The organism is Methylobacterium indicum (assembly GCF_017347565.1).
Lineage (GTDB): Bacteria > Pseudomonadota > Alphaproteobacteria > Rhizobiales > Beijerinckiaceae > Methylobacterium > Methylobacterium indicum.
The window spans coordinates 1,123,085-1,148,335 of sequence record NZ_AP024145.1; the positions used below are offsets into that span (position 1 = coordinate 1,123,085).

At 72.1% G+C, this 25,251-nt stretch carries 19 protein-coding genes; 15 read left to right on the forward strand and 4 right to left on the reverse strand.

Annotation, left to right across the window (positions count from 1 at the left end):
- The first annotated feature begins 125 nt into the window (after nucleotides 1–125).
- The 5 genes from miv_RS05110 to miv_RS05130 all read left to right on the forward strand — a co-directional run bounded on the left by miv_RS05110 (nucleotide 126) and on the right by miv_RS05130 (nucleotide 6,677).
- Entirely contained in the window at nucleotides 126–3,614 is a 3,489-nt protein-coding gene (locus miv_RS05110; protein WP_207181713.1) for a helicase-related protein, read from the forward strand.
- 20 nt (nucleotides 3,615–3,634) lie between these two features.
- Nucleotides 3,635–3,949 carry an RNA-binding S4 domain-containing protein gene (locus tag miv_RS05115; RefSeq protein WP_207181715.1) on the forward strand — a complete coding sequence of 105 codons (315 nt, stop codon included), beginning with the start codon at nucleotides 3,635–3,637 and terminating at the stop codon, nucleotides 3,947–3,949.
- A gap of 157 nt (nucleotides 3,950–4,106) precedes the next feature.
- A complete protein-coding gene (gene fdxA / locus miv_RS05120) occupies nucleotides 4,107–4,445 on the forward strand; it encodes a ferredoxin FdxA (RefSeq protein WP_048428628.1) in 339 nt (112 codons plus the stop codon).
- 434 nt (nucleotides 4,446–4,879) lie between these two features.
- On the forward strand, nucleotides 4,880–5,473 hold the full coding sequence (locus tag miv_RS05125; protein WP_048428627.1) for a CarD family transcriptional regulator: 594 nt from the start codon (nucleotides 4,880–4,882) through the stop codon (nucleotides 5,471–5,473).
- Between the two features lie 325 nt (nucleotides 5,474–5,798).
- Nucleotides 5,799–6,677: an RNA polymerase factor sigma-32 gene (locus miv_RS05130; RefSeq protein WP_048428626.1), complete on the forward strand. Its 879-nt coding sequence runs from the start codon at nucleotides 5,799–5,801 to the stop codon at nucleotides 6,675–6,677.
- 197 nt (nucleotides 6,678–6,874) lie between these two features.
- On the opposite strand, the gene miv_RS05135 is transcribed toward miv_RS05130, so the two are convergent.
- Both miv_RS05135 and miv_RS05140 read right to left on the reverse strand, forming a co-directional pair.
- A complete protein-coding gene (locus miv_RS05135) occupies nucleotides 6,875–7,579 on the reverse strand; it encodes a 4'-phosphopantetheinyl transferase family protein (protein ID WP_244276231.1) in 705 nt (234 codons plus the stop codon).
- A gap of 48 nt (nucleotides 7,580–7,627) precedes the next feature.
- A complete protein-coding gene (locus tag miv_RS05140) occupies nucleotides 7,628–8,590 on the reverse strand; it encodes a LysR family transcriptional regulator (protein ID WP_207181717.1) in 963 nt (320 codons plus the stop codon).
- 316 nt (nucleotides 8,591–8,906) lie between these two features.
- On the opposite strand from miv_RS05140, the gene argJ reads away from it, so the two are divergent.
- From argJ to miv_RS05155, 3 genes are read left to right on the forward strand one after another with little or no spacing between them, the layout of a single operon-like run.
- The gene (gene argJ, locus miv_RS05145; RefSeq protein WP_048428623.1) at nucleotides 8,907–10,148 is read left to right on the forward strand and encodes a bifunctional glutamate N-acetyltransferase/amino-acid acetyltransferase ArgJ; all 1,242 of its coding nucleotides are present in this window, start codon (nucleotides 8,907–8,909) and stop codon (nucleotides 10,146–10,148) included.
- Nucleotides 10,145–10,855 (forward strand): SIMPL domain-containing protein, encoded by a 711-nt coding sequence (locus miv_RS05150; RefSeq protein ID WP_207181719.1) that lies wholly within the window; start codon nucleotides 10,145–10,147, stop codon nucleotides 10,853–10,855. Before argJ ends, miv_RS05150 begins: the two co-directional genes overlap by 4 nt.
- 43 nt (nucleotides 10,856–10,898) lie before the next feature.
- Entirely contained in the window at nucleotides 10,899–11,315 is a 417-nt protein-coding gene (locus miv_RS05155; RefSeq protein ID WP_048428621.1) for a (deoxy)nucleoside triphosphate pyrophosphohydrolase, read from the forward strand.
- A 266-nt stretch (nucleotides 11,316–11,581) separates the two neighbouring features.
- Here the strand turns inward: miv_RS05155 and miv_RS05160 are convergent, their stop codons facing one another.
- Both miv_RS05160 and miv_RS05165 read right to left on the reverse strand, forming a co-directional pair.
- A complete protein-coding gene (locus miv_RS05160; RefSeq protein WP_048428620.1) occupies nucleotides 11,582–12,253 on the reverse strand; it encodes a DUF2155 domain-containing protein in 672 nt (223 codons plus the stop codon).
- 145 nt (nucleotides 12,254–12,398) lie between these two features.
- Nucleotides 12,399–12,815, reverse strand: a complete 417-nt coding sequence (locus miv_RS05165) for an NADH:ubiquinone oxidoreductase subunit NDUFA12 (protein WP_082172168.1) — start codon at nucleotides 12,813–12,815, stop codon at nucleotides 12,399–12,401.
- A 522-nt stretch (nucleotides 12,816–13,337) separates the two neighbouring features.
- Between miv_RS05165 and miv_RS05170 the strand changes: the two genes are divergently transcribed.
- The 7 genes from miv_RS05170 to miv_RS05200 all read left to right on the forward strand — a co-directional run bounded on the left by miv_RS05170 (nucleotide 13,338) and on the right by miv_RS05200 (nucleotide 25,248).
- Nucleotides 13,338–17,072: a vitamin B12-dependent ribonucleotide reductase gene (locus miv_RS05170; RefSeq protein WP_048428619.1), complete on the forward strand. Its 3,735-nt coding sequence runs from the start codon at nucleotides 13,338–13,340 to the stop codon at nucleotides 17,070–17,072.
- 176 nt (nucleotides 17,073–17,248) lie between these two features.
- Nucleotides 17,249–18,772 (forward strand): sensor histidine kinase, encoded by a 1,524-nt coding sequence (locus tag miv_RS05175; protein ID WP_207181720.1) that lies wholly within the window; start codon nucleotides 17,249–17,251, stop codon nucleotides 18,770–18,772.
- A 59-nt stretch (nucleotides 18,773–18,831) separates the two neighbouring features.
- Nucleotides 18,832–20,163, forward strand: coding sequence for a sigma-54-dependent transcriptional regulator (locus tag miv_RS05180; protein WP_207183408.1), 1,332 nt, complete (start codon nucleotides 18,832–18,834; stop codon nucleotides 20,161–20,163).
- A 110-nt stretch (nucleotides 20,164–20,273) separates the two neighbouring features.
- Nucleotides 20,274–21,134 (forward strand): hypothetical protein, encoded by an 861-nt coding sequence (locus miv_RS05185; RefSeq protein ID WP_207181722.1) that lies wholly within the window; start codon nucleotides 20,274–20,276, stop codon nucleotides 21,132–21,134.
- A 146-nt stretch (nucleotides 21,135–21,280) separates the two neighbouring features.
- A complete protein-coding gene (locus tag miv_RS05190) occupies nucleotides 21,281–22,609 on the forward strand; it encodes an MFS transporter (RefSeq protein WP_048429340.1) in 1,329 nt (442 codons plus the stop codon).
- Between the two features lie 8 nt (nucleotides 22,610–22,617).
- Complete coding sequence (locus miv_RS05195; protein WP_207181724.1) at nucleotides 22,618–23,724, forward strand: metallophosphoesterase family protein; 1,107 nt, start codon at nucleotides 22,618–22,620, stop codon at nucleotides 23,722–23,724.
- Nucleotides 23,725–23,976: 252 nt separating this feature from the next.
- The gene (locus miv_RS05200) at nucleotides 23,977–25,248 is read left to right on the forward strand and encodes an arsenic transporter (protein WP_207181725.1); all 1,272 of its coding nucleotides are present in this window, start codon (nucleotides 23,977–23,979) and stop codon (nucleotides 25,246–25,248) included.
- Nucleotides 25,249–25,251: the final 3 nt, after the last annotated feature.

Here is a 25,251-nt window from a genome sequence, read left to right on the forward strand (position 1 = left end):
CCGTGAAGCCCGACACGACGCGGCGGCCGCGCCGGAGCCCTTCGCCAGGGCCGCCGGAGGGCCTCCCGCCAGGTCCCCGGAGAACCCGGTTCCGCCCCCGGCCCCGAGGACCTCAGCCCAGCCCGATGACGCGCCGCTCCCTCTCACCGCAGGCCCGCTTGCGCGGCGCCACGGCGGTGCTCGGTCCGACCAATACCGGCAAGACCCACCTCGCCATCGAGCGGATGCTCGGCCACCCGACCGGCATGATCGGCCTGCCGCTGCGGCTGCTCGCCCGCGAGGTCTATCATCGCGTGGTCGAGCGGGTCGGTCCCGAGCGGGTCGCCCTCGTCACCGGCGAGGAGAAGATCAAGCCGAACCGGCCGAGCTACTGGATCTGCACCGCCGAGGCGATGCCGCGGGACAACGAGGTCGATTTCGTCGGCATCGACGAGATCCAGCTCGGCGCCGACCGCGACCGCGGCCACACCTTCACCGACCGCCTGCTGCACCAGCGCGGCCGCGAGGAGACGCTGCTGATCGGCTCGGCCACGATGGAGCCGCTGGTCAAGGCGCTGATCCCGGGCATCCATGTGACCACCCGCCCGCGCCTGTCGCAGCTGAGCTTCGCCGGCAGCCGCAAGCTCTCGCGCCTGCCCCAGCGCAGCGCCATCGTGGCGTTCTCGGCGGAAGAGGTCTACGCCATCGCCGAATTGCTGCGGCGCCAGCGCGGCGGCGCCGCGGTGGTGCTCGGCGCGCTGTCGCCCCGCACCCGCAACGCCCAGGTCGAGCTCTACCAGTCCGGCGAGGTCGATTACCTGGTGGCGACCGACGCGGTCGGGATGGGGCTCAACCTCGACGTCGACCACGTCGCCTTCGCGTCGAACCGCAAATACGACGGCACGCGCTTTCGCGACCTCTCCCCGTCCGAGATGGCGCAGATCGCGGGACGCGCCGGGCGCCACCTGCGCGACGGCACCTTCGGCACCACCGGGCGGTGCCCGGCCCTCGACGCCGAGATGGTCGAGGCGCTGGAGAGCCACACCTTCGAGCCGTTGCGGATGCTGCAATGGCGCAATCCCGACCTCGACTTCCGCTCGGTCGACGCGCTGCGCCGCAGCCTCGGCGAGCACCCGAGCGAGCGCGGGCTCACCCGGGCGCCGACCGGCGACGACGAGGCGGCCCTCGATCTCCTCGCCAAGGAGGACGACATCCGCGACTACGCCACGTCGCGCAGCGCGGTAGAGCGGCTGTGGCAGGTCTGCGGCGTACCGGATTACCGCAAGTCGGCGATCCAGACCCATGCCGACCTCATCGCCCAGCTCTTCCGCTTCCTGATGCGCGGCATGGCCGGGCGGATCCCGGTCGACTGGTTTTCCCAGCACGTCGCCATGGTCGACCGCACCGACGGGGACATCGACGCCCTGTCGCAACGCATCGCCCATGTGCGCACCTGGACCTTCGTGGCGAATCGACCCGACTGGCTCGCCGACCCGGAGCATTGGCAGGGCGAGACGCGTCGGGTAGAGGACAGGCTGTCCGACGCCCTGCACGAGCGGCTGGCGAGTCGATTCGTCGATCGGCGCACCAGCGTGCTGATGCGGCGCCTGAGAGAGAATACCATGTTGGAAGCTGAGATCACCGCGGGCGGCGACGTGACGGTCGAGGGACAGCACGTCGGCCACCTGCACGGATTCCAGTTCGTGCCGGATCCCGGTGCCGAGGGCCAGGAAGCCAAGACCCTGCGCAGCGCCGCCGAGAAGGCGCTGGCGAGCGAGATCGAGGCGCGGGCCGACCGGTTCGCCGCCGCGGCGGACGCGGCTCTGGTGCTCTCGAACGACGGCACGATCCGCTGGACCGGCAACCCGGTCGCCAAGCTGGTCCCGGGCGAGAAGCTCTACGCCCCGGGCCTGCGGCTGCTCGCCGACGAGCAGCTCGCGGGTGCGGCCCGCGAGAAGGTCGAGGCCCGCCTCGACGCCTGGCTCAAGGCCCACATCGTGCGGCTGCTGGGTCCGGCCCTCGAGCTCGAGACCGCCGCCGACCTGACCGGGCTCGCCCGCGGCATCGGCTTCCAGGTCGCCGAGGCGCTGGGCGTGCTGGAGCGCGCCAAGGTCCTCAACGAGATGCGCAGCCTGGACCAGGACGGTCGCGGGGCCCTGCGCAAGCACGGGGTGCGCTTCGGCGCCTACCACATCACCATGCCGGCCCTGCTGAAGCCCGCGCCGCGCACGCTGGCGGCGCAGCTCTGGGCGCTGCAGAATGGCGGCCTCGACCAGCGCGGTCTCGACGAGATCGCGCATCTCGCCGGCTCCGGCCGCACCTCGATGCCGGTCGATCCCGAGATCGCCAAGGGCCTCTACCGCGCCGCCGGCTTCCGGGTCTGCGGCGGCCGGGCGGTGCGCGTCGACATCCTCGAGCGCCTGGCCGACCTGATCCGCCCGGCGATCGCCTACGTGCCCGGCACCACCCCGGGCGAGCCGCCTCCGGGCACCGCCGACAAGGACGGCTTCGTGCCGACCGTCGGCATGACCTCGCTGGTCGGCTGCTCGGGCGAGGATTTCGCCTCCATCCTGAAGTCGCTGGGCTACGTCGTCGACCGCCGGCCCGGCCCGGCCATCACGGTCGCCCTGCGTCCGTCCGCCCCGACGGTGCCGGTGCAGCCGAAGACCGCCGAGACAGGGACGGACGGCGAGACCGGCGAGCCGGCACAGGAGGCCGCGGAGCAGGAGGGCGCCCCTCGGGAGACCGAGGCCCAGGACGGTTTCGACCACGGCAACCCGGCGCCCGAGGCCGTATCCGCCGAGGCGGCGCCCGAGGAGGCTCAGACCGCCGACGCTCCTGTCGAGGCCGCGGCGCAGACCGGGGAGTCGCCCGCCGAGGCGGCCGCTCCGGAGGAGGCCGTTTCCGCCGAAGAAGCCAAGCCGGACGACCGCGCGGTCGAGGAGACTCAGGTCGAGGACGTCGTGACCGCGGCGCCCGAGGCCGAGGGGAATGCCGACGTCGCGGAGTCGGTCGCGGCCGCCGAGACGGCGCCGGATGCTGCGGACGCCGAGGTCCCCGGCGAGACCGCCCCGGAACAGGCGAGCGGCGAGGCCGCCGCGGAGGCCGAGCCGGTCGTGATCGAGGTGTGGCGGATGCACCGCCACCAGCGCAACCACGCCCCGCGTCACCAGGGCCGCGGCCGCCCGCAGGACGGCCAGGGCCCGCGCGAGGGCCAGCAGCGCGACCGATTCCGCGGTGTCCCGCGCCAGGACCAGCGTCCCGAGGGCGGCGAGGGCGCGCAAGGCGAGCAGCGGGCGAACCGCTCCGGCCCGCGCGACGGGCAGCGCTGGGGCGACCGGCGCCCGGCGGAGAACCGTGCCGCCGGCGAGGGTGGTCGGCCCGAGGGTCGCTTCGAGGGTCGCGGCGGCGAGAACCGCGGCGGCGCCCGCGACGGGCGTCCCCCGCGCGGTCCGCATCCGGGCGGGCGCGACGGCAATCGTCCGCCGCAGGACCGCCGGGACGGCGCTCCCCGCGGCGGCATGCACGACGCCCGGCCGCCGCGGCGCGAGCGCGCCCCGGACCCGGATTCGCCCTTCGCCAAGCTCCTCGCCCTCAAGGCGCAGATGGAGTCGCGGGACGGCGACAAGCGATGATCGGCCCACGGTGACCGGCGATGCGTGAGGACCGCCAGCGGCTCGACAAGTGGCTGTGGTTCGCACGCTTCGCCAAGACGCGCTCGCTGGCTGCTCGCCTGATCGAGGACGGCTACGTCCGGGTGAACGGCCAGCGCGCCGACGCGCCGTCGAAGGCCCTGGCGGTGGGCGACGTGGTCACCGTCGCGGCCCAGCACGTCACGGCAGCGGTGCGGGTTCGGGACCTCGGTGTGCGCCGGGGCCCGGCGCCCGAGGCGCGGGGGCTCTATACGGACCTGTCCGCGGATCCCGGAGACGACCCGGCGGGCGGGTCGCTCGCCGGCCGAGCCGGCTGAGGCCCGAAAGCGTGACGGGAAGGCGACGCCGGGCGGCAACGCGACGTCCCCTGCCACGGTTCGGCTTGCAAGCCCGCCCGGCCGGGTCTAAGGCCCGCCCCATACGTCCGGGCGCCGCGCGCGAGCGCCCTCTCCGCTGTCGAGGTTTCACCGGCCCATGACCTACGTCGTCACCGACAACTGCATCAAGTGCAAGTACATGGACTGCGTGGAGGTGTGTCCGGTCGACTGCTTCTACGAAGGCGAGAACATGCTCGTCATCCACCCGGACGAGTGCATCGATTGCGGCGTGTGCGAGCCCGAGTGCCCGGCCGAGGCGATCAAGCCCGATACCGAGCCGGGCCTCGAGAGCTGGCTGAAGCTGAACGCCGACATGGCGAAGGGCTGGCCGAACATCACCCAGAAGAAGCCCGCGCCGGCCGACGCCAAGGAGTGGGACGGCAAGACCGGCAAGCTCGAGGCGCATTTCTCGGCCAACCCGGGCTCGGGCGACTGAGAGCGACTGACGCCGGGCGGCGGCTGCGGGGAAGAAACCTCTTCCCTCGTCGCATGGCCGCCCTGCAATTGCATCGCCAAGCTGGTGAAAGATGGTGCAAGGTGCCCGCGTCTCCACGCCGGGCGCCTGAATTTTTTTGATTTTAGGGCCTCTTCGTGCTAGCTTCCTGATTGCCGTCGCTTACGTCCGACGTGCTGCCCTCGACCACCGAGCGGGATTTCATCGATGGGGCGACGGGGCATGCGACCAGCCGTGGTGGATCCTATCCCGCCTGCGGCGCGTTCGGACGTTCCTTAGCTATGGTTTGACAGGGACTGGCGGGCGCTCCTTCGGGAACGTCCGGCAGGCGCGTATTTTTCGCCGGGCGCCCTGACCCGGATGAATGATCCGGTCGCGGACATTGCCGCGAACGGTGACCTGGAGGCCACCCCCGCATGACGACCGCCAAGAAGACGACAGCTGCCCGGCAGGGTTTCAAGACCGGCGAAGCGGTCGTGTATCCGGCTCACGGCGTCGGCCGCATCACGGCCATCGAGGAGCAGGAGATCGCCGGCTACAAGCTCGAGCTGTTCGTGGTGTCGTTCGAGAAGGACAAGATGGTCCTGCGGGTCCCGACCGCCAAGGCGAATTCGGTCGGCATGCGGAAGCTCGCCGAGCCCGAACTGGTCAAGAAGGCGCTCGACGTGCTCACCGGCCGCGCCCGGGTCAAGCGCACGATGTGGTCGCGCCGCGCCCAGGAATACGAGGCGAAGATCAATTCCGGCGACCTGATCGCCGTCACCGAGGTGGTGCGCGACCTCTACCGCTCCGACGCCCAGCCCGAGCAGTCCTATTCCGAGCGTCAGCTCTATGAGGCGGCCCTCGACCGCGTCGTGCGCGAGATCGCGGCGGTGAACCGCATCACCGACACCGAGTCGCTCAAGCTCATCGAGCAGAGCCTCGCCAAGTCGCCGCGCCGTGCGAAGGGCGCCGAAGCCGAGGCAGAGGCCGACGGGGAGGACGTCCAGGACGAGGCCGAGGCCGCCTGAACGTCCCCACCTGCATCGAGATGAAACGAAAGCCCGGCCTAGTGCCGGGCTTTCGCGTTTTCCGACCGTCGTCGCGCGCGCCATCCTCCCGCCGAGCCGAGAACGGCTGCCCTCCCCCGATCAGTCCGACGGCACTCCACCCGGCGCTCCGCCGCCATCGTCGTGCCCACGACGGAATCGTGCCCCCGCAGGATTTTTTCGCAATGCGGGAACCGATGACCGTCTCGTGCCGTTGTCGCAGGCCTTGCGGTGCAACGGGCGCGCTCCATGCCGCGCCCCGGCCACATCGCGACACACAGCGCTCACCAACGTGGCGGAGGCGGGGATGGCGGAAATCGCAGGCATACGTCGGCAGTTCGTGCGGGTCGCGATGGACGCGCCGTTCCTCGAGCGGGAAGAGGAGCGCGGTCTCGCCGTCCGCTGGAAGGACGACCGCGACGAGCGGGCGTTGCACCGGCTGATCTCCGCCCACATGCGTCTGGTGATCGCCCTGGCGGGCCGGTTCCGCCATTACGGCCTGCCGATGGCCGATCTCGTTCAGGAAGGCCATGTCGGCCTGATGGAGGCCGCGGCCCGCTTCGAGCCGGAGCGGGAGGTACGCTTCTCGACCTACGCGACCTGGTGGATCCGCGCCTCGATCCAGGACTACATCCTGCGCAACTGGTCGATCGTCCGCGGCGGCACCTCTTCGGCCCAGAAGGCCCTGTTCTTCAATCTCCGTCGCCTGCGCGCGCGGCTGATGCAATCGACCGACGAGCGCGTCGGCGACGAGATCCACCGCCGCATCGCCACCGCCATCGGCGTCTCCCGCGATGACGTGGCGCTGATGGATGCCCGCCTCTCCGGCCCCGACATGTCCCTCAATGCCCCGATCGGCGACGATGGCGACGCCTCGGCCGAGCGGGTCGACTTCCTGGTCGACAACGCCCCCCTCCCCGACGAGACCGTCTCCGATGCCGTCGACGGCGAGCGGCGCCTGACGTGGCTCCGTCAAGCCCTCACCGTCCTGTCGGAGCGCGAGTTGCGCATCCTGCAAGAGCGGCGCCTCGCGGAGGATCAGGCGACCCTGGAAGCCCTCGGGCATCGCCTCGGCATCTCCAAGGAGCGCGTCCGCCAGATCGAGAACCGTGCCCTCGAGAAGCTTCGCCGCGCGCTGGCCGAGCGCTTCCCGCAATCGAACGCTGGCATGAACGCCTACGTCTGACACGCTTCGCTCCAGACAGCCGTTCGATCTGCCACTCGCGCCGACACCCTCCATCGTCATCGCATGATCCGCTTTTGCGGCGTGCGATGACGATGGAGGGTGCCGGCGCGTTTATGGGCGCTTGAGAGCGGCCTTGGTTCGGTGATCGACCGCCCTCGTGACGCGACGCCCGTTTCAGGTGGCGAAGGCGGCTTTTCTCAACCGACGACGACCCTCGCGTCGTGCGCGCCCTCCTCGACCGCCCAGGCGAGCCGCGCGCCATCGGACAGCAGCCGCGACTCGGCCCGCAGCGACAGACCGGCCCGGGCGAGCCGCCAAGCCGTGCCGTCCGCGATCGGCCGGACCGAACGGGGTTCGGCGATCAGCCCTTCGCCGGTCGCCTTCAGGAAGGCTTCCTTCACCGACCAGAGTTCGAGGGCCTGCCGTGGTCGGGCGCCCGCCGGCAGGCCGCGATAGGCGTCGAGTTCCGCCGGGTGCAGGAAGACCGGCGCGACCCCGTCCCAATCCACCGGCCGGGCCGCTCCCTCGACATCGACGCCGATTCGTCCCTCCGCCGACAGTCCGACGGCAACCCAGCCGCCGCCATGGCTGAGATTCACGTCCAGGTCGGACCGTCCGGGCAGGAACGGCCGGCCGTCGCCATCCCGCGCCAGGACGATCTCGGCGGGGTCGCGGCCGAGATGGCCGCCGACGAGATGACGCAGGAGCCCATGGGCCGCCTCGCGCTCGTGCCGGTCCCGTGGTTGCAGGAAGCGGGCGATGCGGGCGACCTCGTCCGGCGGCAGCGCCCGGCGCGAGGCCGGCAGATCGGCCGTCACGCGGCCGGCCGGTGCGGCCACGACCAGGGTTCCGCCGGCATAGGCGAGGGTCGAGAGATCCGTCATCCGCCACACCTCATCCACGGCCGGCCCTCGGCATGACCCCGCTAAAGCACGGGTGGGCGGCGCGCGTCACGCCTCCTGGGCGTCGTAGAGGGCGGCGAGCTCGGCCTCGTCCAGGGTGATGCCGCGGGGCGCCAGCTGCTCGGCGAAGTGGCGCGAGGCGAAGGCGATGAAGCTGCGGGTCTTGGCCGGCAGCAGCCGGGAGGTGGTGACGATGGAAACCGGGCTCGGAGTGCCGCGCCAATCCGGCAGCACCCGCTCCAGGCGCCCGTCCTCGACGTCCTGCTCGACGTCGATCACCCGCAGGAGCGCGATGCCGCGGCCGGATGCGGCGAAGCGCCGGGCCATCGCCTGAGAGTTGCTGGAAACGGTGGCGCCGACCGAGACCGACACCGTCCGGTCGTCGGACTGGAGCGGCCAGGCGTTCGAGGCGCTCGGCGCTCCGACCACCACCGCCTGATGCCGCGCGAGGTCCGCCGGGGCGTTGGGTCTGCCGGCCCTGTCGAGGTAGTCGGGGGCGGCGAAGAGGCCGTTCTCGAGTTCCGCCACCTTGCGGGTGATCATCGAGGTCTCCCGCGGCATCCCGACCGCGAGGGCGAGGTCGTAGCCGTCCTGGGCGAGGTCGACGAGATGGGGCCAGAGGTCGAGGTGAACCCGCACCTGGTCGAAGCGCAGGGAATAATCCGCCGCGACGGCCGAGAGGTGGTGCATCACCCAGGGGTCCGGCGGCGCCGCGATCTTGAGCAGGCCGCTCGGCCCCTTGGCCTGCGCGATCAGCTCGTCGAAGGTGCGCTGCGCCTCCTCCACGAGGCGCGTCGCCTGCTCGTAATAGGCCTCGCCGTGCGGGGTCAGGACGAGCTTGCGGGTGGTCCGGTCGAGCAGGCGCAGGCCGATCGCGGTCTCGAACTGGGTGATGCGCCGCGAGAGGGAGGAGATCGGCACGTCGAGCGCGACGGCGGCCTGGCTGAAACTCTTCCGCTTCGCGACCTCGACGAAGAGCGCCATGTCGCGAAGGACTTGCGGGTGGGCCAAGCGGAAACCTCCGGGTAGCGGGCGGTGCGCGCCGCGGCGCGACCGAACCATCTATCCTCTAGATGATATGGCGCAACTCTAGATAATGGAACTCGGCGCGGACGTAAGGTTCGATTTTTGCGCTTCGCCCCTCCGTACGAGGGGCAAACGACGCCGACCGTCGACCGGAAGCCGGCAACGCAACTCCGGCCTGCACAACCTTGCCTGCAACCGTATCGGCGGATCCATGGCGGGCCCGGTTGACGCAGGCCACCTCGGCGGGGCAACACCGCCGCGCCGGCGCGGATGACGCGGCGTCGGCGGACCGGAGCCCTGCATGTCCCATCCCGTCTCGCCGCTCGCGCCCAAGCACCAGCCTGCCCTGCCGCCGATCGCCGGCGTGCGCCTCGCCACCGCGCAGGCCGGCATCCGCTACCGCGGCCGCACCGACGTGCTCCTGGTGCTGCTCGATCCGGGCACCCGGGCCGCAGGCGTCTTCACCCGCTCGAAATGCCCCTCGGCGGCGGTCGATTGGTGCCGCGAGACCCTGCGCGGCGGCCAGTCGGCCCGGGCGCTGGTGGTCAATTCCGGCAATGCCAACGCCTTCACCGGCCTCAAGGGCCGCGACTCGGTGCGGCTCACCGCCGAGATCGCCGGCAAGGCCGCGGGCTGCGCCCCGGGCGAGGTCTTCATCGCCTCGACCGGCGTGATCGGCGAGCCCCTCGACGCGACCAAGTTCGACGGCGTGCTGGCCGAGTGCGCCGGGCGCACCGGTCCCGGGGCCGAGCGCTGGACCGAGGCGGCCAGCGCCATCATGACCACCGACACCTTCCCGAAGCTCGCCACCCGCCGGGTGTCGATCGGCGGGACCACGGTGACGATCAACGGCATCGCCAAGGGCGCCGGCATGATCGCCCCCGACATGGCGACGATGCTCTCCTTCGTGTTCACCGACGCCGACCTGCCGGCCCCGGTGCTGCAGGCGCTCCTGACCAAGGGCGTCGCCACGAGCTTCAACTGCTGCACGGTCGACGGCGACACCTCGACCTCCGACACCCTGATGCTGTTCGCCACCGCCAAGGCCGGCAACGCCCCGGTCGACTCGGTCGAGGACCCGGCGCTGGCCGAGTTCGCCGCCGCCCTCGACGACCTCCTCGCCGAGCTCGCCCAGCTGGTGGCCCGCGACGGCGAGGGCGCGCGCAAGTTCGTCACCGTCGAGGTCGGCGGCGCCACCGACGACGCCTCCGCCCACCGGATCGCGATGTCGATCGCCAACTCCCCCCTGGTGAAGACCGCGGTGGCGGGCGAGGACGCCAATTGGGGCCGGGTGGTGATGGCGGTCGGCAAGGCCGGCGAGCCCGCCGACCGCGACCGGCTGGCGATCTGGTTCGGCGACGTGCGCGTCGCCGTCGAGGGCGCCCGCGATCCCGGCTACGACGAGGAGGCCGCCTCCGCGGCGATGCGCGGCGACGCGGTGACGATCCGGGTCGATCTCGGCCTCGGCGCCGGACGGGCCCGGGTCTGGACCTGCGACCTCACCAAGGCCTATGTCGAGATCAACGGGGATTACCGCTCGTGAGGGCGGCGACCGCCGGGTTCCTCGCGCTCCTCCTCGCCGGACCCGCCTTCGCCGACGAGCCGCCGGGCCGCATCGGCGTGATCGGGCGGGCGAGCCGCGAGGTGGCGCCGGACTTCGCCACGGTCGAGGTCGCGGTCGAGAGCCGGGGAGCGACGCCCGCCGCCGCCCTGGACCAGAACTCGGCGGCCGCCCGCAAGGTGGTTGAGCTCGCCGGCGAGTTCGGCATCACCGGGCCGGATCTCGCCACCGCCGCCGTGTCCCTGCGCCCCGCCACCAAGACGGTACGCGACCCCGGCGGCCAGATGCGGGACGTGCCCGACGGATATCAGGCCACCAACGCGGTCAGCGTCCGGGTGCGCGACCTCAAGCGCCTCGGCGCCCTGATGCGGCGCCTGCTCGACGGCGGCGCCGACCGGATCGGCGGCGTCGCCTTCGGCCTGACGGATCCCGGCCAGGCCGAGAATGCCGTTCGGGCCGACGCGGTGCGGGACGCCAAGCGCCAGGCCGAGACCCTGGCCGAGGCCGCGGGCCTGCGGCTCGGCCGCCTCGAAAGCCTCGTCTCGCCGCCCCGCCAGGGCGCTGCGATGCCGATGCAGGCCCGCGCCTTCGCGGCCAAGGGCGTGCCGGGCGGCCTCGCGGTGCCGGTCGAGCCCGGCACCCTGACGGTCGAGGCGAGCGTCGAGGCCACCTACGCGGTCGCGCCCTGACGGGGCGCGATCTCTCCGACGTTCCTCCCCGCGCGAGCCCGCCATGGCCGATCCCTTGAAGCTCCTCCTCGTCGTGGCGGTCGCCCTCGTCGACCCGGACGGGCGCGTGCTGCTGGCCCAGCGCCCGCCGGGCAAGAGCCTGGCGGGCCTGTGGGAGTTTCCCGGCGGCAAGATCGAGCCCGGCGAGCGGCCGGAGGAGACGCTGATCCGGGAACTGGCGGAGGAACTCGGCATCACCGTGAAGGAGGCGTGCCTCGCCCCCCTCACCTTCGCCAGCCACGCCTATGAGAGCTTCCACCTGCTGATGCCGCTCTACGTCTGCCGGCGCTGGGAGGGATTGGCCCGGCCGCAGGAGGGACAGGCGCTCAAATGGGTGCGGCCGCGCGACCTCGCGAGCTATCCGATGCCCCCGGCCGACCTGCCGCTGCTGCCGGCGCTGGTGGATCTGCTCGGTCCGTAGGAGTCGGGGCGTCGCAGCCTGCCCTGGTCAGCGGAACTGGGTCGACATGCTTTCGGCCATCCGAGGGCCGCGAAAGCGGAGCCCGGAACCGCGGAGCGTCGAGGACAGAACAGCCGAGGTACAGATTCACAGCCTAGCGGCCGCGTATCTTGATCCCGGGCCCCGCTTCGCGGCCCCGGAATGACGGCGGGCGTGCTTCTGCCGTCGAACCCATCGACCATGCCCGCGGACGTCGGAGCGACTGCCCAGCTCGGCCCGCCCGATCCTCAGCGCGGGTTCGGATCCATCGGATCGACACCGCCCGGCTTCGGACCGTCGTTGGTCGGGAAGAACCGGCGCGACGGCGTCTGGCGCGGCTGGACCGGCGTGCCGCGCAGCGGCTCGACATCGACCTGGCCCTGGCGGTTGACCTGTCGGGCGCGGGGCGCCTCGTCGCCGCCGCGGGCCTGCTCGCGGCGCTTGCGGCCCTCGGGCTTGGCGGCGGCCACCGGCGCGTCCTCCTGCTCCTTCGGCTCGGCGATCAGGTCGGTGCCGCCTTTGCAGTCGACCAGCCACACGTCGTAGATCGGGTGCTCGATGGCGTGCAGGCCCGGGCTCGAGGCGAACATCCAGCCGGTGAAGATGCGGCGGTACTTGTTCTCGAGCGTGACCTCGTCGACCTCCAGGAAGGCGGTGGTCTTGGCGCTCTCGGTCGGGGGCCGGGTGTAGCAGACCCGCGGGGTGAGCTGGAGCGCGCCGAACTGCACCGTCTCGTCGACCGCCACCTCGAAGGAGACGGTGCGGCCGGTGATCTTGTCGAGGCCGGCGAACACGGCGGTCGGGTTGCGGATCTTGTCGGCCCGAGCCGGCCCGGAGGACAGCGCGCCGCCCAGAAGGGCACCGCCCAGAACGACACCGCGAAGGAGCAGGAAGGCGCCCGCGGCGCGGCGTGCGGTCATGCGGCTCAAAACCCAATCGCTCCCGGCTCGAAGTTCGGCGGCCCACACGGAGCCCAGGCCGGCCGGTCGCGCCGGCACGGCCACGCGTGCGGGCCCCGTCGGCCCGCCCGCGATAGACACAAGGAGGATGGTGGAAAAAGGGCGGCTATTCGCCCGGGACCCACGGCACGTAGTCGCCGGTCGCCGCCGGCCGCTGGCCGTAGGAGAGCTGCGAGCCCCGCGGGCGGTAGGCCGCGACCGTGCCGGTGAGGTTCTCCTCGTGCGGCTTCTGCCACTCGCGCGGGATGTAGGTCTCCTCGGAGGGCGGCACGTCGGTGGCGTGGCAGAGCCAGCCGCGCCAGCCGGGCGGCACCTTCGAGGCGTCGGCGTAGCCGTTGTAGATCACCCAGCGGCGCTCGGAGCCGACCGAGGCGTCGATCAGCGGGCCCTGCGCCCGGTAGTAGCGGTTGCCGAGTTCGTCCTCGCCCACGAAGCTGCCGCGGCGCTTGGTGTAGAACTCCAGGCTGACGGTCGAGCCGCTCCACCAGGTGAAGATCCGAAGCAGGGTGTCTTTCAGCGCCATCGCGACCGTCTCTCTCGCGGGGAGCCCCCGGGAATGGGAGGTCCGGCCCCCCGTCGTCGCGCGGGACTATGGTGAGATGGCCCCCGGATGTCCAGCGCGTCCCGCGCCGCAACACGATTCCCCGCGCAGCGGCGGCAGCCGACCCGGTCGTGTCGCCGAAAGTGGCCGGAAATCCTCACCCGGCTGTGAACAAGTCCGGGCCCGGACGCGGTGCGGCCTGTGGGCGGCGGTGGACGCGAAGCGATTCTCCCAAGCCGGAAGCGCGCTTAGCCGGGGGCGTCGCGCTATCCACAGGAATCCGCCCGTCGACACAACATATAGCGAGGAACGGAGTCAGCCGACACAAGTTATTGACGGGAAGCCACCGAGATCGGTAGTTTCCAGACGACAGGACGGGCGGCTCCTCGAGGGGGCGTCGCGGCTCGTCCGCCGAATTCCTACGCGCCCCGCCCTTCCCTTGTAACCGGCGGACCCCGCATGCATGCGGGCGGTCCCCGGCTGTTCGTGACCGGAGAGTATCCCATGCGGTTCGAGCGTCGCATCACCACCGCGGGGCAGTCGCCCTACGCCAGCATCCCGTTCCGCAAGGCGGTGAGCGAGATCCGCAACCCGGACGGCTCGGTGGTCTTCCGCCTCGACGGCATCGACGTGCCGGAGGCCTGGAGCCAGGTCGCCTGCGACGTGCTGGCCCAGAAGTATTTTCGCAAGGCCGGCGTCCCGGCGGCGCTGAAGAAGGTCGAGGAGAACGGCGTCCCGTCCTTCCTGTGGCGCTCGGTCCCCGACGAGGCGGCGCTCGCCGCCCTGCCCGAGGGCGAGCGGACCGGCTCCGAAACCTCGGCGACCCAGGTCTTCGATCGCCTGGCCGGCTGCTGGACCTACTGGGGCTGGAAGGGCGGCTACTTCTCGAGCGAGGAGGATGCGAGCGCGTTCCACGACGAGCTGCGCGCCATGCTCGCCCGCCAGATGGTGGCGCCGAACTCGCCGCAATGGTTCAACACCGGCCTGCACTGGGCCTACGGCATCGACGGCCCGGCGCAGGGGCACTTCTACGTCGACTACAAGACCGGTGAGCTGACCCAGTCGGCCTCGGCCTACGAGCACCCGCAGCCCCACGCCTGCTTCATTCAGTCCGTCGCCGACGACCTCGTCAACGAGGGCGGCATCATGGACCTGTGGGTGCGCGAGGCCCGCCTGTTCAAGTACGGCTCGGGCACCGGCTCGAACTTCTCCCGCCTGCGCGGCGAGAACGAGAAGCTCGGCGGCGGCGGCAAGTCGTCGGGCCTGATGAGCTTCCTCAAGATCGGCGACCGGGCGGCCGGCGCCATCAAGTCCGGCGGCACGACGCGCCGCGCCGCCAAGATGGTGATCGTCGACATCGACCACCCGGACGTCGAGGCCTTCATCGACTGGAAGGTCAAGGAGGAGCAGAAGGTCGCCGCCCTCGTCACCGGCTCCAAGGTGGTGTCCAAGCACCTCAAGGCGGTGATGAAGGCCTGCGTCAACTGCGAGGCCGCGGGCGACGCCTGCTTCGATCCCGACCGCAACCCGGCGCTCAAGCGCGAGGTCAAGGCCGCCCGCAAGGTGATGGTGCCGGATGCCGCGATCAAGCGGGTGATCCAGTACGCCCGCCAGGGCTACACCGACATCGCGTTCCCGATCTACGACACCGACTGGGATTCCGAGGCCTACCTTACGGTCGCCGGCCAGAACTCGAACAACTCGGTCTCGCTGACCGACGACTTCCTGCGGGCGGTCGACGCGGATGCGGAGTGGTCACTCACCCACCGCACCACCGGCAAGGTGGCGAAGACCGTCAAGGCGACCGAGCTGTGGGACAAGATCGCGGAGGCCGCCTGGGCCTCGGCCGATCCGGGCCTGCACTTCAACACCACGATGAACGACTGGCACACCTGCCCGTCGGGCGGCCGGATCCGGGCCTCGAACCCGTGCTCCGAGTACATGTTCCTCGACGACACCGCCTGCAACCTCGCCTCGGCGAACCTGCTGGCGCTCTACGACCGCTCGGCCAAGAGCTTCGACGTCGAGGGCTACGAGCACCTGTGCCGGCTCTGGACCGTGGTCCTCGAGATCTCGGTGCTGATGGCGCAGTTCCCGAGCCGCGAGATCGCCGACCTCTCCTACAAGTACCGGACGCTGGGCCTCGGCTACGCCAATATCGGCGGCCTCCTGATGACCATGGGCCTGCCCTACGATTCCCGCGAGGGCCGGGCGATCGCCGGTGCGCTCACCGCCATCATGACCGGCGTGTCCTACGCCACCTCGGCCGAGATGGCGCGCGAGCTCGGGCCGTTCCCGGCCTACGAGGAGAATGCCGACGCGATGCTGCGGGTGATCCGCAACCATCGCCGGGCCGCCCACGGCGAGGCCACGGGCTACGAGTTCCTCAACACCGATCCGGTGCCGCTCGACCATGCCGGCTGCCCCGTGGATGCGCTCGTCGAGCACGCCAAGGCGGCCTGGGACCGGGCGCTGGCGCTCGGCGAGGAGCACGGCTTCCGCAATGCCCAGTCCACCGTCATCGCGCCGACCGGCACGATCGGCCTCGTCATGGATTGCGACACTACCGGCATCGAGCCCGACTTCGCCCTGGTGAAGTTCAAGAAGCTCGCCGGCGGCGGCTACTTCAAGATCATCAACCGGGCGGTGCCGGATGCCCTGCGCACGCTCGGCTACCGCGAGGCCGAGATCGCCGAGATCGAGGCCTACGCCGTCGGCCACGGCTCGCTGGGCCAGGCGCCGGCGATCAATCCGGGCTCGCTCCGGGCCAAGGGCTTCACCGACGAAAAAATCGCGGCGGTGGAGGCGGGCTTGAAGTCGGCCTTCGACATCAAGTTCGTGTTCAACCGCTGGACCCTGGGCGAGGACTTCCTGACCCAGACCCTCGGCGTGCCGGCCGACAAGCTCGCCGATCCGTCCTTCGACCTGCTGACCTTCCTGGGCTTCAGCCGCAAGGACATCGAGGCCGCCAACGTCCATGTCTGCGGGGCGATGACGCTCGAGGGCGCGCCGCACCTGAAGGTGGAGCATTACGCGGTCTTCGACTGCGCCAATCCGTGCGGCCGGATCGGCAAGCGCTACCTCTCGGTCGAGAGCCACATCCGCATGATGGCGGCGGCGCAGCCCTTCATCTCGGGGGCGATCTCCAAGACCATCAACATGCCGAACGACGCCACGGTCGAGGATTGCAAGAACGCCTACCGGCTGTCCTGGACCCTGGCGCTCAAGGCCAACGCCCTCTACCGCGACGGCTCGAAGCTGTCGCAGCCCCTCAACTCCGCCCTCGTCAGCGACGAGTCGGACGACGAGGAGGATGCGGTCGAGGCCCTTCTGGCGCAGCCGGCGGTCGCCAAGACCGTGGCGGTGACCGAGAAGATCGTCGAGCGGATCGTCGAGCGCGTCGAGCGCCTGCGCTCCCAGGAGAAGCTGCCGAGCCGCCGCAAGGGCTACACCCAGAAGGCCAAGATCGGCGGCCACACCATCTTCCTGCGCACCGGCGAGTACGACGACGGGCGGCTGGGCGAGATCTTCCTCGACATGAACAAGGAGGGCTCGGCGCTCCGGGCCTTCATCAACAACTTCGCCATCTCGGTCTCGCTCGGCCTGCAATACGGCGTGCCGCTGGAGGAGTACGTCGACGCCTTCACCTTCACCCGGTTCGAGCCGGCCGGCTTCGTGCAGGGCAACGACGCGATCAAGAACGCCACCTCGGTGCTCGACTACGTCTTCCGCGAGCTGGCGATCTCGTATCTCGGCCGCAACGACCTCGCCCATGTCGACCTCTCCGAGCTCGGCAACACGGCGACCGGCGTCGCTCCGGCCAAGCCCAACGCCGCCGAGGCCGCGACCAGCACCAACGTCTCCCGCGGCCTGCTGCGGGGATCGAGCGACCGGCTGACCCTGATCCACGGCGGTCCCGCCGGCACCACCCCGGGCGTCGCCGCGCCGGTCACCGGCCAGTCGGCCCCGGCCGGCGGCACCGTCCATGCGGTGCGGGGTGCGGTGGCGCTCAAGACCGAGCCGAGCCTCGCCGGCAAGGTCGAGGCGCTGGCCGAGGCCCTGCCCTTCGCCAAGCCCGAGGCGGCTCCCGCCGGCCGCAGCGTCTCGGACCGCCGCGCCGAGGCGAAGATGAAGGGCTATGTCGGCGAGGCCTGCCCGGAATGCGCCAACTTCACCCTGGTGCGGAACGGGACCTGCCTGAAGTGCGACACCTGCGGCTCGACGACCGGCTGCAGCTGAGATCGGCTCGCGCCGAGGGATCGGGCTCCGGCGCAGGCCGGGGCCCGTCCCCCGGTGGCGGACGACCCGATATGAGCGCATGAACGGGCCGCATCCGCATGGATGCGGCCCGTCGTGCATGCGACAGGGCCGGATTCGATCGTCGCCATGCCCGCCCGCGCCATGCCCCCCGCGCCATGCCCGCCCGCCTCCACTCCCTCCGCACCCACCTCCTGACCCTCTGGGCCCTGCTCCTCGCCTCGGCGGGCGCCACCGGCTACCTGCTGACCGAGTTCTACGCCCAGTCGGCCGCCGTGCAGGTGGCGCAGGCCGAGGTCGAGGTGGCGCGCTCCTGCCGCGAGATCGGCGACCGGTTCGCCTTCTTCACCGCCGGCTGGAGCGGCGGAGCGACGGAGATCGACGACACCCTGAAAGGACAGCTCACCGACGTGGTGGTGACGGCGCTCGCCGGCCATCCGGGGGTGGAGGGCGGGATCTGGACCGCAGGCGCCGGCTCGGCCGCCTACGCCTTTCCGACCTACGAGGGCACGGGGCCGAAGACCGACCTGCCCTCGGCCGAGATCGACACGATCCGGCGCATCAACGCCGAGACCCTGAGCGGCGAGCGGCCGGTGGCGACGCGGCGGGTCTCCCGCACCCAGACGCTGGTGGTGCAGGGCTGCCCCCTGCGCGGCCCGATCCACGGGGCGACGGCCTGGACGATGACGCGGGTCCATACCGACGAGGGCCGGGCCTACGGCCAGCTCCTCGCCGGGTTCGGCTTCCTCGCCGCGACGGTGCTGGGCTCAGCCCTGATCCTCGGACGGCTGCTCTGGGTGCTCGGGCGGCGGATCGCCCGGCTCGAGGGCCAGCTCGGCCTCGAGACGCCGGCGGGCGACCTGCCCCGCCTGGCGCCGACCGGCCTGCGCGAGCTCGACCGGCTGGTCGAGGCGTTGAACGCCGCGGGCCTGCGCCTCGGCGCGGCCCGGCAGCGCGCCGCGGAGGCCGAGCGCCTCGCCGCGCTGGGCCAGCTCACCGCCGGCATCGCCCACGAGATCCGCAACCCCCTGGCGGCGATCCGGCTCAAGGCCGAGAACGCGCTGGCGAGCCCGGACCCGGCCCGGCCGCGCGCCGCCCTCGACCTCGTGCTGGCCCAGGTCGCCCGCCTCGACCAGCTGACCCGCGACCTCCTCAGCCTGACCCAGCCGCGGATGCCGGTCCTCGCGCCCGTCGACCTCGCGGGCGTGCTGGAGGCGTGCGCCCACCTCCACGACGAGCTTGCCCGGGAGCGGGACCTGCGGATCGTGGTGGCGGACGCGCCCGCGCGGCAGGTCCGCCTCGACGAGGCGCAAGTTCGGCGCGCCCTCGACAACCTCGTCCTCAACGCGCTGCAGCACAGCCCGGCGGGCGGCACGGTGAGGCTCTCGGCCCAGGCCGAGAACGGCAGGGTGCGGATCCGCGTCGCCGACGAGGGACCGGGCGTCGCCGAGGCCCTGCGCGGCCGGCTGTTCGACCCCTTCGTCACCGGCCGGCCGGACGGGACCGGCCTCGGCCTCGCGATCGTGCGGGAGATCGCCCGCGCTCATGGTGGACGGGTGCACCTCGCCGCCCCACCTCCCGGTGGCCCGTCCCCCGATGCCCCGGGTCCCGGCGCGACCTTCACGATCGATCTGCCCGAGATCGATCCGCCCGAACCGGACACGCCCGAGACCGCCCCGTGACGGACAGCGCTCCCGCCCGCATCCTGATCGTCGACGACGAGCCGGCCCTGCGCGAGGGTATGGCCGAGACGGTGAGCGATCTCGGCCATACCCCGATCCTCGCCGCCTCGGGCGCCGAGGCGCTGGCGCGGGTCGCCGCCGATCCGGCCATCGCGGCGGTGCTCCTCGACCTGCGTATGCCGGGCGAATTCGACGGGATGGCAGTGCTCCAGCGCCTGCGGGCCAGGCCGGCGGCGCCGCCGGTCGCCGTGCTGACCGCCTATGCCAGCGCCGAGAACACCATCGAGGCGATGCGGCTCGGCGCCTACGATCACCTGACGAAGCCCGTCGGCCGGGCCGAACTGGCGGATCTCCTCGGCGGGATGCTGGCACAGGCCGCCATGCGGCCCGGCGAGCCGCCCGCCCCGGCCGCGGCGGCGGGCCTGATCGGCACCAGCGAGGCGATGCGGCGGGTGCAGAAGGCGGTCGGGCTCGCCGCCGACGGCGACGCCACGGTGCTGCTCTGCGGCGAGACCGGCACCGGCAAGGAGGTCGCGGCCCGGGCGCTGCACGCCCATGGCCGCCGGCGTGACGGCCCGTTCGTGCCGGTGAACTGCGCGGCGATCCCCGCCGACCTCCTCGAGAGCGAGCTGTTCGGCCACCTGCGCGGCGCCTTCACGGGGGCGGCCCAGGACCGCGCCGGGGCGTTCCGGGAGGCTTCGGGCGGCACGCTCTTCCTCGACGAGATCGGCGACATGCCGCCGCCCATGCAGGCCAAGATCCTGCGGGCGCTCCAGGAGCGGGTGGTGACGCCGGTGGGCGGGCGGCCCGTTCCCGTGACCGTGCGGGTGGTGGCGGCGACCCATCGCGACCTGCCGCGCCTCGTCGCCGAGGGCGGCTTCCGCCAGGACCTCTTTTACCGCCTCAACGTCGTGCCGATCACCCTGCCGCCCCTGCGCGAGCGCCTGGCCGACCTCCTGCCGCTGGCCGAGCACTTCCTCGCCCTCGCCGGTGCCGGGACGACGCGCCTGTCGCCCGAGGCGGCCGCCGCCCTGATGCGCCACCCCTGGCCCGGCAACGTGCGCGAGCTGCGCAACGTGATCGAGCGCGCGGCCCTGCTGGCGCGGGGGCCGGTGATCGGCGCGGGCGATCTCGGCCTCGCCGGGGCGGCGCCGGAGGACACGGAGACCGCCCTGCCGGCTTGGCTCGGCGACGACCTGCCGGGGGCCGTGGCGCGGCTCGAGGAGGCGATGATCCGCCGGGCCCTGCGCGCGAGCGGCGGCAACCGCGCGCGGGCCGCGAAGGCCCTCGGCATCCAGCGCCAGCTCCTCTACGCCAAGATCGAGCGCCACGGCCTCGCGCGCGAGGCGTCCGAAAACCCGACGGCGCATGTCGGGAATCCCGACGCCTGAGCCGTCGCGAAAATCGGCGTATCGAGACTTTTCAACGAGTTACCGTCTGGCACGGCACTTGAGAGGTCGCGGTCGAGCCGGCAGCCCGCCGGCGCCAACGAGCGACATCCATGACGACAGGCGCACCCGCCTTCCGCCTCCGGGCGGCAGGCCTCGCGACCCTGCTCCTCGCCGCCGGTCCGGCCGCGGCGCAGGACAACTCGGTCTGGGATCCCGGCACCCTGCCGGAGACGAAGGGGACGGTGAAGCAGTACACGCTCACCCCCCGCGGCGATGTCGACGGGCTGATCCTCGCCGATGGCACCGAGGTGAAGCTGCCGCCGCGCCTGTCGGGCGCCGTGGTGTTCACGGTCCGGCCGGGCGACGCGGTCTCGGTGCGCGGCATGCGCGCCCGGGCGCTGCCCCTGATCGACGGTGCCCAGATCCGCAACGAGGCGACCGGGGCGACCCTCGTCACCCTCGGGGGGCCGGAGCCGGCCGCCGGCGAGACGGTCATGAGCGGGCGCATCGCGGCCCTGCTGCACGGCCGCCGGGGCGAGGTGAACGGCGCGCTCCTCGACGACGGCACCACCCTGCGGCTGCCGCCGCACGAGGCGGCGCGCCTCTCGGCCACCCTGCAGGCCGGCCAGCCGGTGAGCCTCCGGGGCATGGTGACGAGAAGCCCGCTCGGGACGGTGGTGGAGGTGCGCGCGCTCGGCGCGAGCCCGGACACCCTCACCGAGGTCGGCGGGCCCCCGCCCCGCCCGCCGGGCCCCCGCGGCGAGCCCCGCCCGCCCGGCGGACCCGACGCGCCGCCGCCCCCGTCGCCCCCGCCGCCCGGTGGCCCTGGCGCGGCCCCGCCGCCGCCGCCCCCCGGTGGGCCCGGTGCAGCCCCACCACCCCCGCCTCCCGGCGGGCCCGGCGCAGCTCCTCCGCCTCCGCCCCCCGGCGGTCCGGGCGCGCCCCCGCCTCCGCCCACGCGCAGGTTCTGACCCCGGCCTGAGACCAGCGGCCGAAGACGACCTGCGCGGCGCGAACGCACCGCGCAGGTGCTTAATCCCTATGGCATCGCAACTTTCCGCGATCTCGCCGGTTCTCGGCTCCGGATCGGTCGGTCCTTCCTCAGGGAGACATCACGGTGAGCTCGGCAACCTCCGTTCCTGCCTCTGCGTCCGCGCCGTCCGATCGACAGCCGTCCCGGCGTGCGCTGCGCGGGCTCGACGCGCTCAACTTCACCCTGGCGGACGTACGCGACGGACTCGGGCCGTACCTGGCGATCTACCTCATCGCCGTGCGCGGCCCCGACCAGGGCTGGAACGAGGCGACCACCGGCATGGTCATGACGATCGCCGGCATCGCCGGCCTGATCGCCCAGACCCCGGCAGGCGCGCTGATCGACCGCTCCCGGCACAAGCGCGCCATCGTGATCGCGGCGGCGCTCGCCGTCACCCTGAGCTGCCTGGCGCTGCCCTTCATCTCGAACTTCTACGCGGTGGCCGCCACCCAGTCGCTCGCCGGCATCGCCGGGGCGATCTTTCCGCCGGCGCTCGCCGCCATCACCCTCGGGGTGGTGGGCCCCAAGCTCTTCGCCAAGCGCATCGGCCGCAACGAGGGCTTCAACCATGCCGGCAACGCCGTCTCGGCGGCGCTCGCCGGGGGGCTCGCCTACCTGTTCGGGCCGATCGTGGTGTTCTGGCTGATGGGCGTGCTCGCCGCGCTCTCGATCGGCGCGATGCTGATGGTGCCGGAGGACGCGATCGACAACGACCTCGCCCGCGGCCTCGACAGCGCCGAGGACCAGTCCGGCGCCGAGCAGCCCTCCGGCCTGACCGCTCTCCTGCAGAACAAGTACCTGATGCTGTTCGCGCTGCTCGCGGCGATCTTCCACCTGTCGAACGCCGCGATGCTGACCTCGGTCGGGCAGCTCCTCACCCACCTGTCGGGCAAGGACAACGCCACCTCGCTCATCGCGATCTGCATCGTGGCGGCGCAATGCGTGATGGTGCCGGTGGCGATGTTCGTCGGCCACAAGGCCGATGCGATCGGCCGGAAACCCATCTTCCTCGCCGCCTTCGGGGTGCTGGCGTTGCGCGGCGTGCTCTACACCTTCTCGAACAACCCGTTCTATCTCGTGGGGGTGCAGCTCCTCGACGGCATCGGCGCCGGCGTCTACGGCGCGCTCTTTCCGATCGTGGTGGCGGACCTGACCCGCGGCACCGGGCGGTTCAACGTTAGCCAGGGCGCGGTCGCGACCGCCCAGGGCCTCGGCGCCTCGTTGAGCGCGACCCTCGCGGGGCTGATCATCGTGTCGGCCGGCTACTCGACGGCGTTCCTGACGCTCGCCGGCATCGCGGGCCTGGGCTTCGCCCTCTACCTGACGATGATGCCCGAGACCCGGGGCTTCGAGCCGGCCCAGGCCGGCACGCCCTCCGGACCGACCCGTCGTCCCGCCCTTCAAGGGGTCTGAGTGCGGCCATGACGATCCCCCTCGCCTTCGCGCATATCGGCGACCTCCACCTCACCGGGGCGGAGGCCGACAACGCCCGCGACTTCGCCGCCATCGTGGCGCAGCTGAACGACGTCTCCGGGAACGAGGGTGCGGGCCTCGACTTCGTGTTCGTGCCCGGGGACAACGCCGATAACGGCCGGCCCGAGCAATACGCGCTGGTGCGGGCCGGCCTCGATCGGCTCCGCCTGCCGGCCCACGTCATCACCGGCGACCACGACATGGAGGGCGGCAGCCTCGACGCCTTCTATGGTGGGCTCGACGCGCCGCGCCTGCCCTACGCCGTGGAGGTGCGCGGCGTGCGCTGCCTCTTCCTCGACATGTGCGGACCGGGCTCGGGCGGGCCGGATTTCCGCCTCGGCGCCGATCAGGTCGCCTGGCTCGCCGCCGAGCTGGATCGCGCCGGGTCGCGTCCTTGCGCCCTGTTCATGCACAGCTACCCGGCGGACCTGAAGGGCGAGGGCGAGGCCGAGCGCGTGGCCGATCTCGTCCATCGCGGGCCGGTGCGCCTCGTCGAGATGGGCCACACCCACTACAACGAACTCGCCAATGACGGGCGCACCGTCTACGCGGCGACCCGCTCCACCGGGCAGATCGAGGAAGGTCCGGTCGGCTACGCGGTGGCGGCCATCGACGGCGGCGTGGCGAGCTGGCGCTTCAAGGAACTCGCCCGGCCCTGGCCCTTCGTGCTGATCACCGCGCCCGCCGACCGGCGCCTCGCCTGCGACGCCGGCCAGGTGGTCGGCGAGGACGTGACCCTGCGCGCCCTGGTGCTGGGTCCGGCCGAGACGGTGGAATACCGCATCGACGACGGAGCGTGGCGGCCGATGGGGCGGGAGGACGGCGCACGCTGCTACGCGACCACCATCACCTGGCCGGCGGACGCCCGGGCGATCGCGGTCCGAGCGACGGGCGGGGGCGCCACCGACACCGACACGATCGAGCCGGCGACTGATCCGAACGGACTGCCCACGTCCCGCGGGATCGGCAGCGATGCCGATGCGCTCGGCGCCTGGGAGGCGCGGGGACTCCTGGGGACGCAGCTCGGACCGAACCGTAACGGGCGGCAGTGGTGATGGAGAACCACCCGCTCCGCGAAGCGAACCGCAACGGCTGAAATTCTTCCCAACCGCGACCTCGCCCCGAGGTGCGACCAACGGGAGCCTCGCAGGAGGCCTCGCCCACTGTGATTCCTGGGGCCCTCCTTCGAGGCTCGTTCCACTCGCACCTCGGAATGAGGCCGCGGGTGGGAGGGCCGCGAATGCGGGTGACCCTAGGCCGAACACCCTTCAGATCCTCCCGACCGTGACGACAGGACCTCTCCCCCGATGGCCGCGCTGACGCTCAGCCCCAATCTCGCGACCTGGGCGATCGCCGCCCTCGCCACCCTCGGCGTGATCGTGCGCCCGTTCTCCTGGCCGGAGGCGATCTGGGCGGTGACGGGCGCCCTCGCCCTGGTGCTGCTCGGCCTGCTTCCGGCCGGGACCGCCTGGGAGGGTGTGCTCAAGGGCACCGACGTCTACCTGTTCCTCGTCGGCATGATGCTGATGTCCGAGGTCGCCCGGAAGGAGGGCCTGTTCGACTGGCTCGCCGGCATCGCGGTGCGCACCGCCCAGGGCTCGGCGACCCGGCTCTTCACCCTGGTCTACCTCGTCGGCACCGTCGTCACGGTTTTTCTGTCGAACGACGCCTGCGCGGTGGTGCTGACCCCGGCGGTCTACGCGGCGACCCGGGCCGCCAAGGTCGAGAACCCGCTGCCCTACCTGTTCATCTGCGCCTTCATCGCCAACGCGGCGTCGTTCGTGCTGCCGATCTCGAACCCGGCGAACCTCGTGGTCTTCGCGGAAGCCATGCCGCCGCTGACCCGGTGGCTCGCGCTGTTCGCCCTGCCGTCGCTGCTCGCGATCGGGACGACCTACCTCGTCCTGCGCCTGACCCAGAACGGCACCCTCAAGCAGCAATCGGTCGCCACCGACGTCGAGGCGACGGCGCTCTCCCGCACCGGCATCGTCGCGGGCCTCGGCATCGTGGCGACCGGCGCGGTGCTGATCGGCGCCTCGGCGCTCGGTCGCGATCTCGGCCTGCCGACCTTCGTCGCGGGGCTCGCCACCACCCTCATCGTGCTGGCGCTCCGCAAGGGGAGCGGCGCGGTCGAGGTGGTGAAGGACGTGTCCTGGAGCGTGCTGCCGCTGGTCGCCGGCCTGTTCGTGCTGGTCGAGGCGCTGGAGAAGACCGGCGTGCTGGCGATGATCGCCGACGCCCTGAAGCAGGCCGCCACCGCCGCGCCGACCGAGACCGCCTGGGGCGCCGGCGCGCTGATCGCCATCGCCTGCAACCTCGTCAACAACCTGCCGGCGGGCCTGATCGCCGGGGCTGCGGTCCAGGCCGCGCACGTCCCCGAGAAGGTCGCGGGCGCGGTGCTGATCGGCGTCGATCTCGGGCCGAACCTCTCGGTCACCGGCTCGCTCGCCACCATCCTGTGGCTCACCGCCATCCGCCGCGAGGGCCAGGACGTCAGCTTCTGGAGCTTCCTCAAGCTCGGCCTGTTGGTGATGCCGCCGGCCCTCGCGCTGGCGCTCGCCGGTCTTCTTCTCGTCTGACCG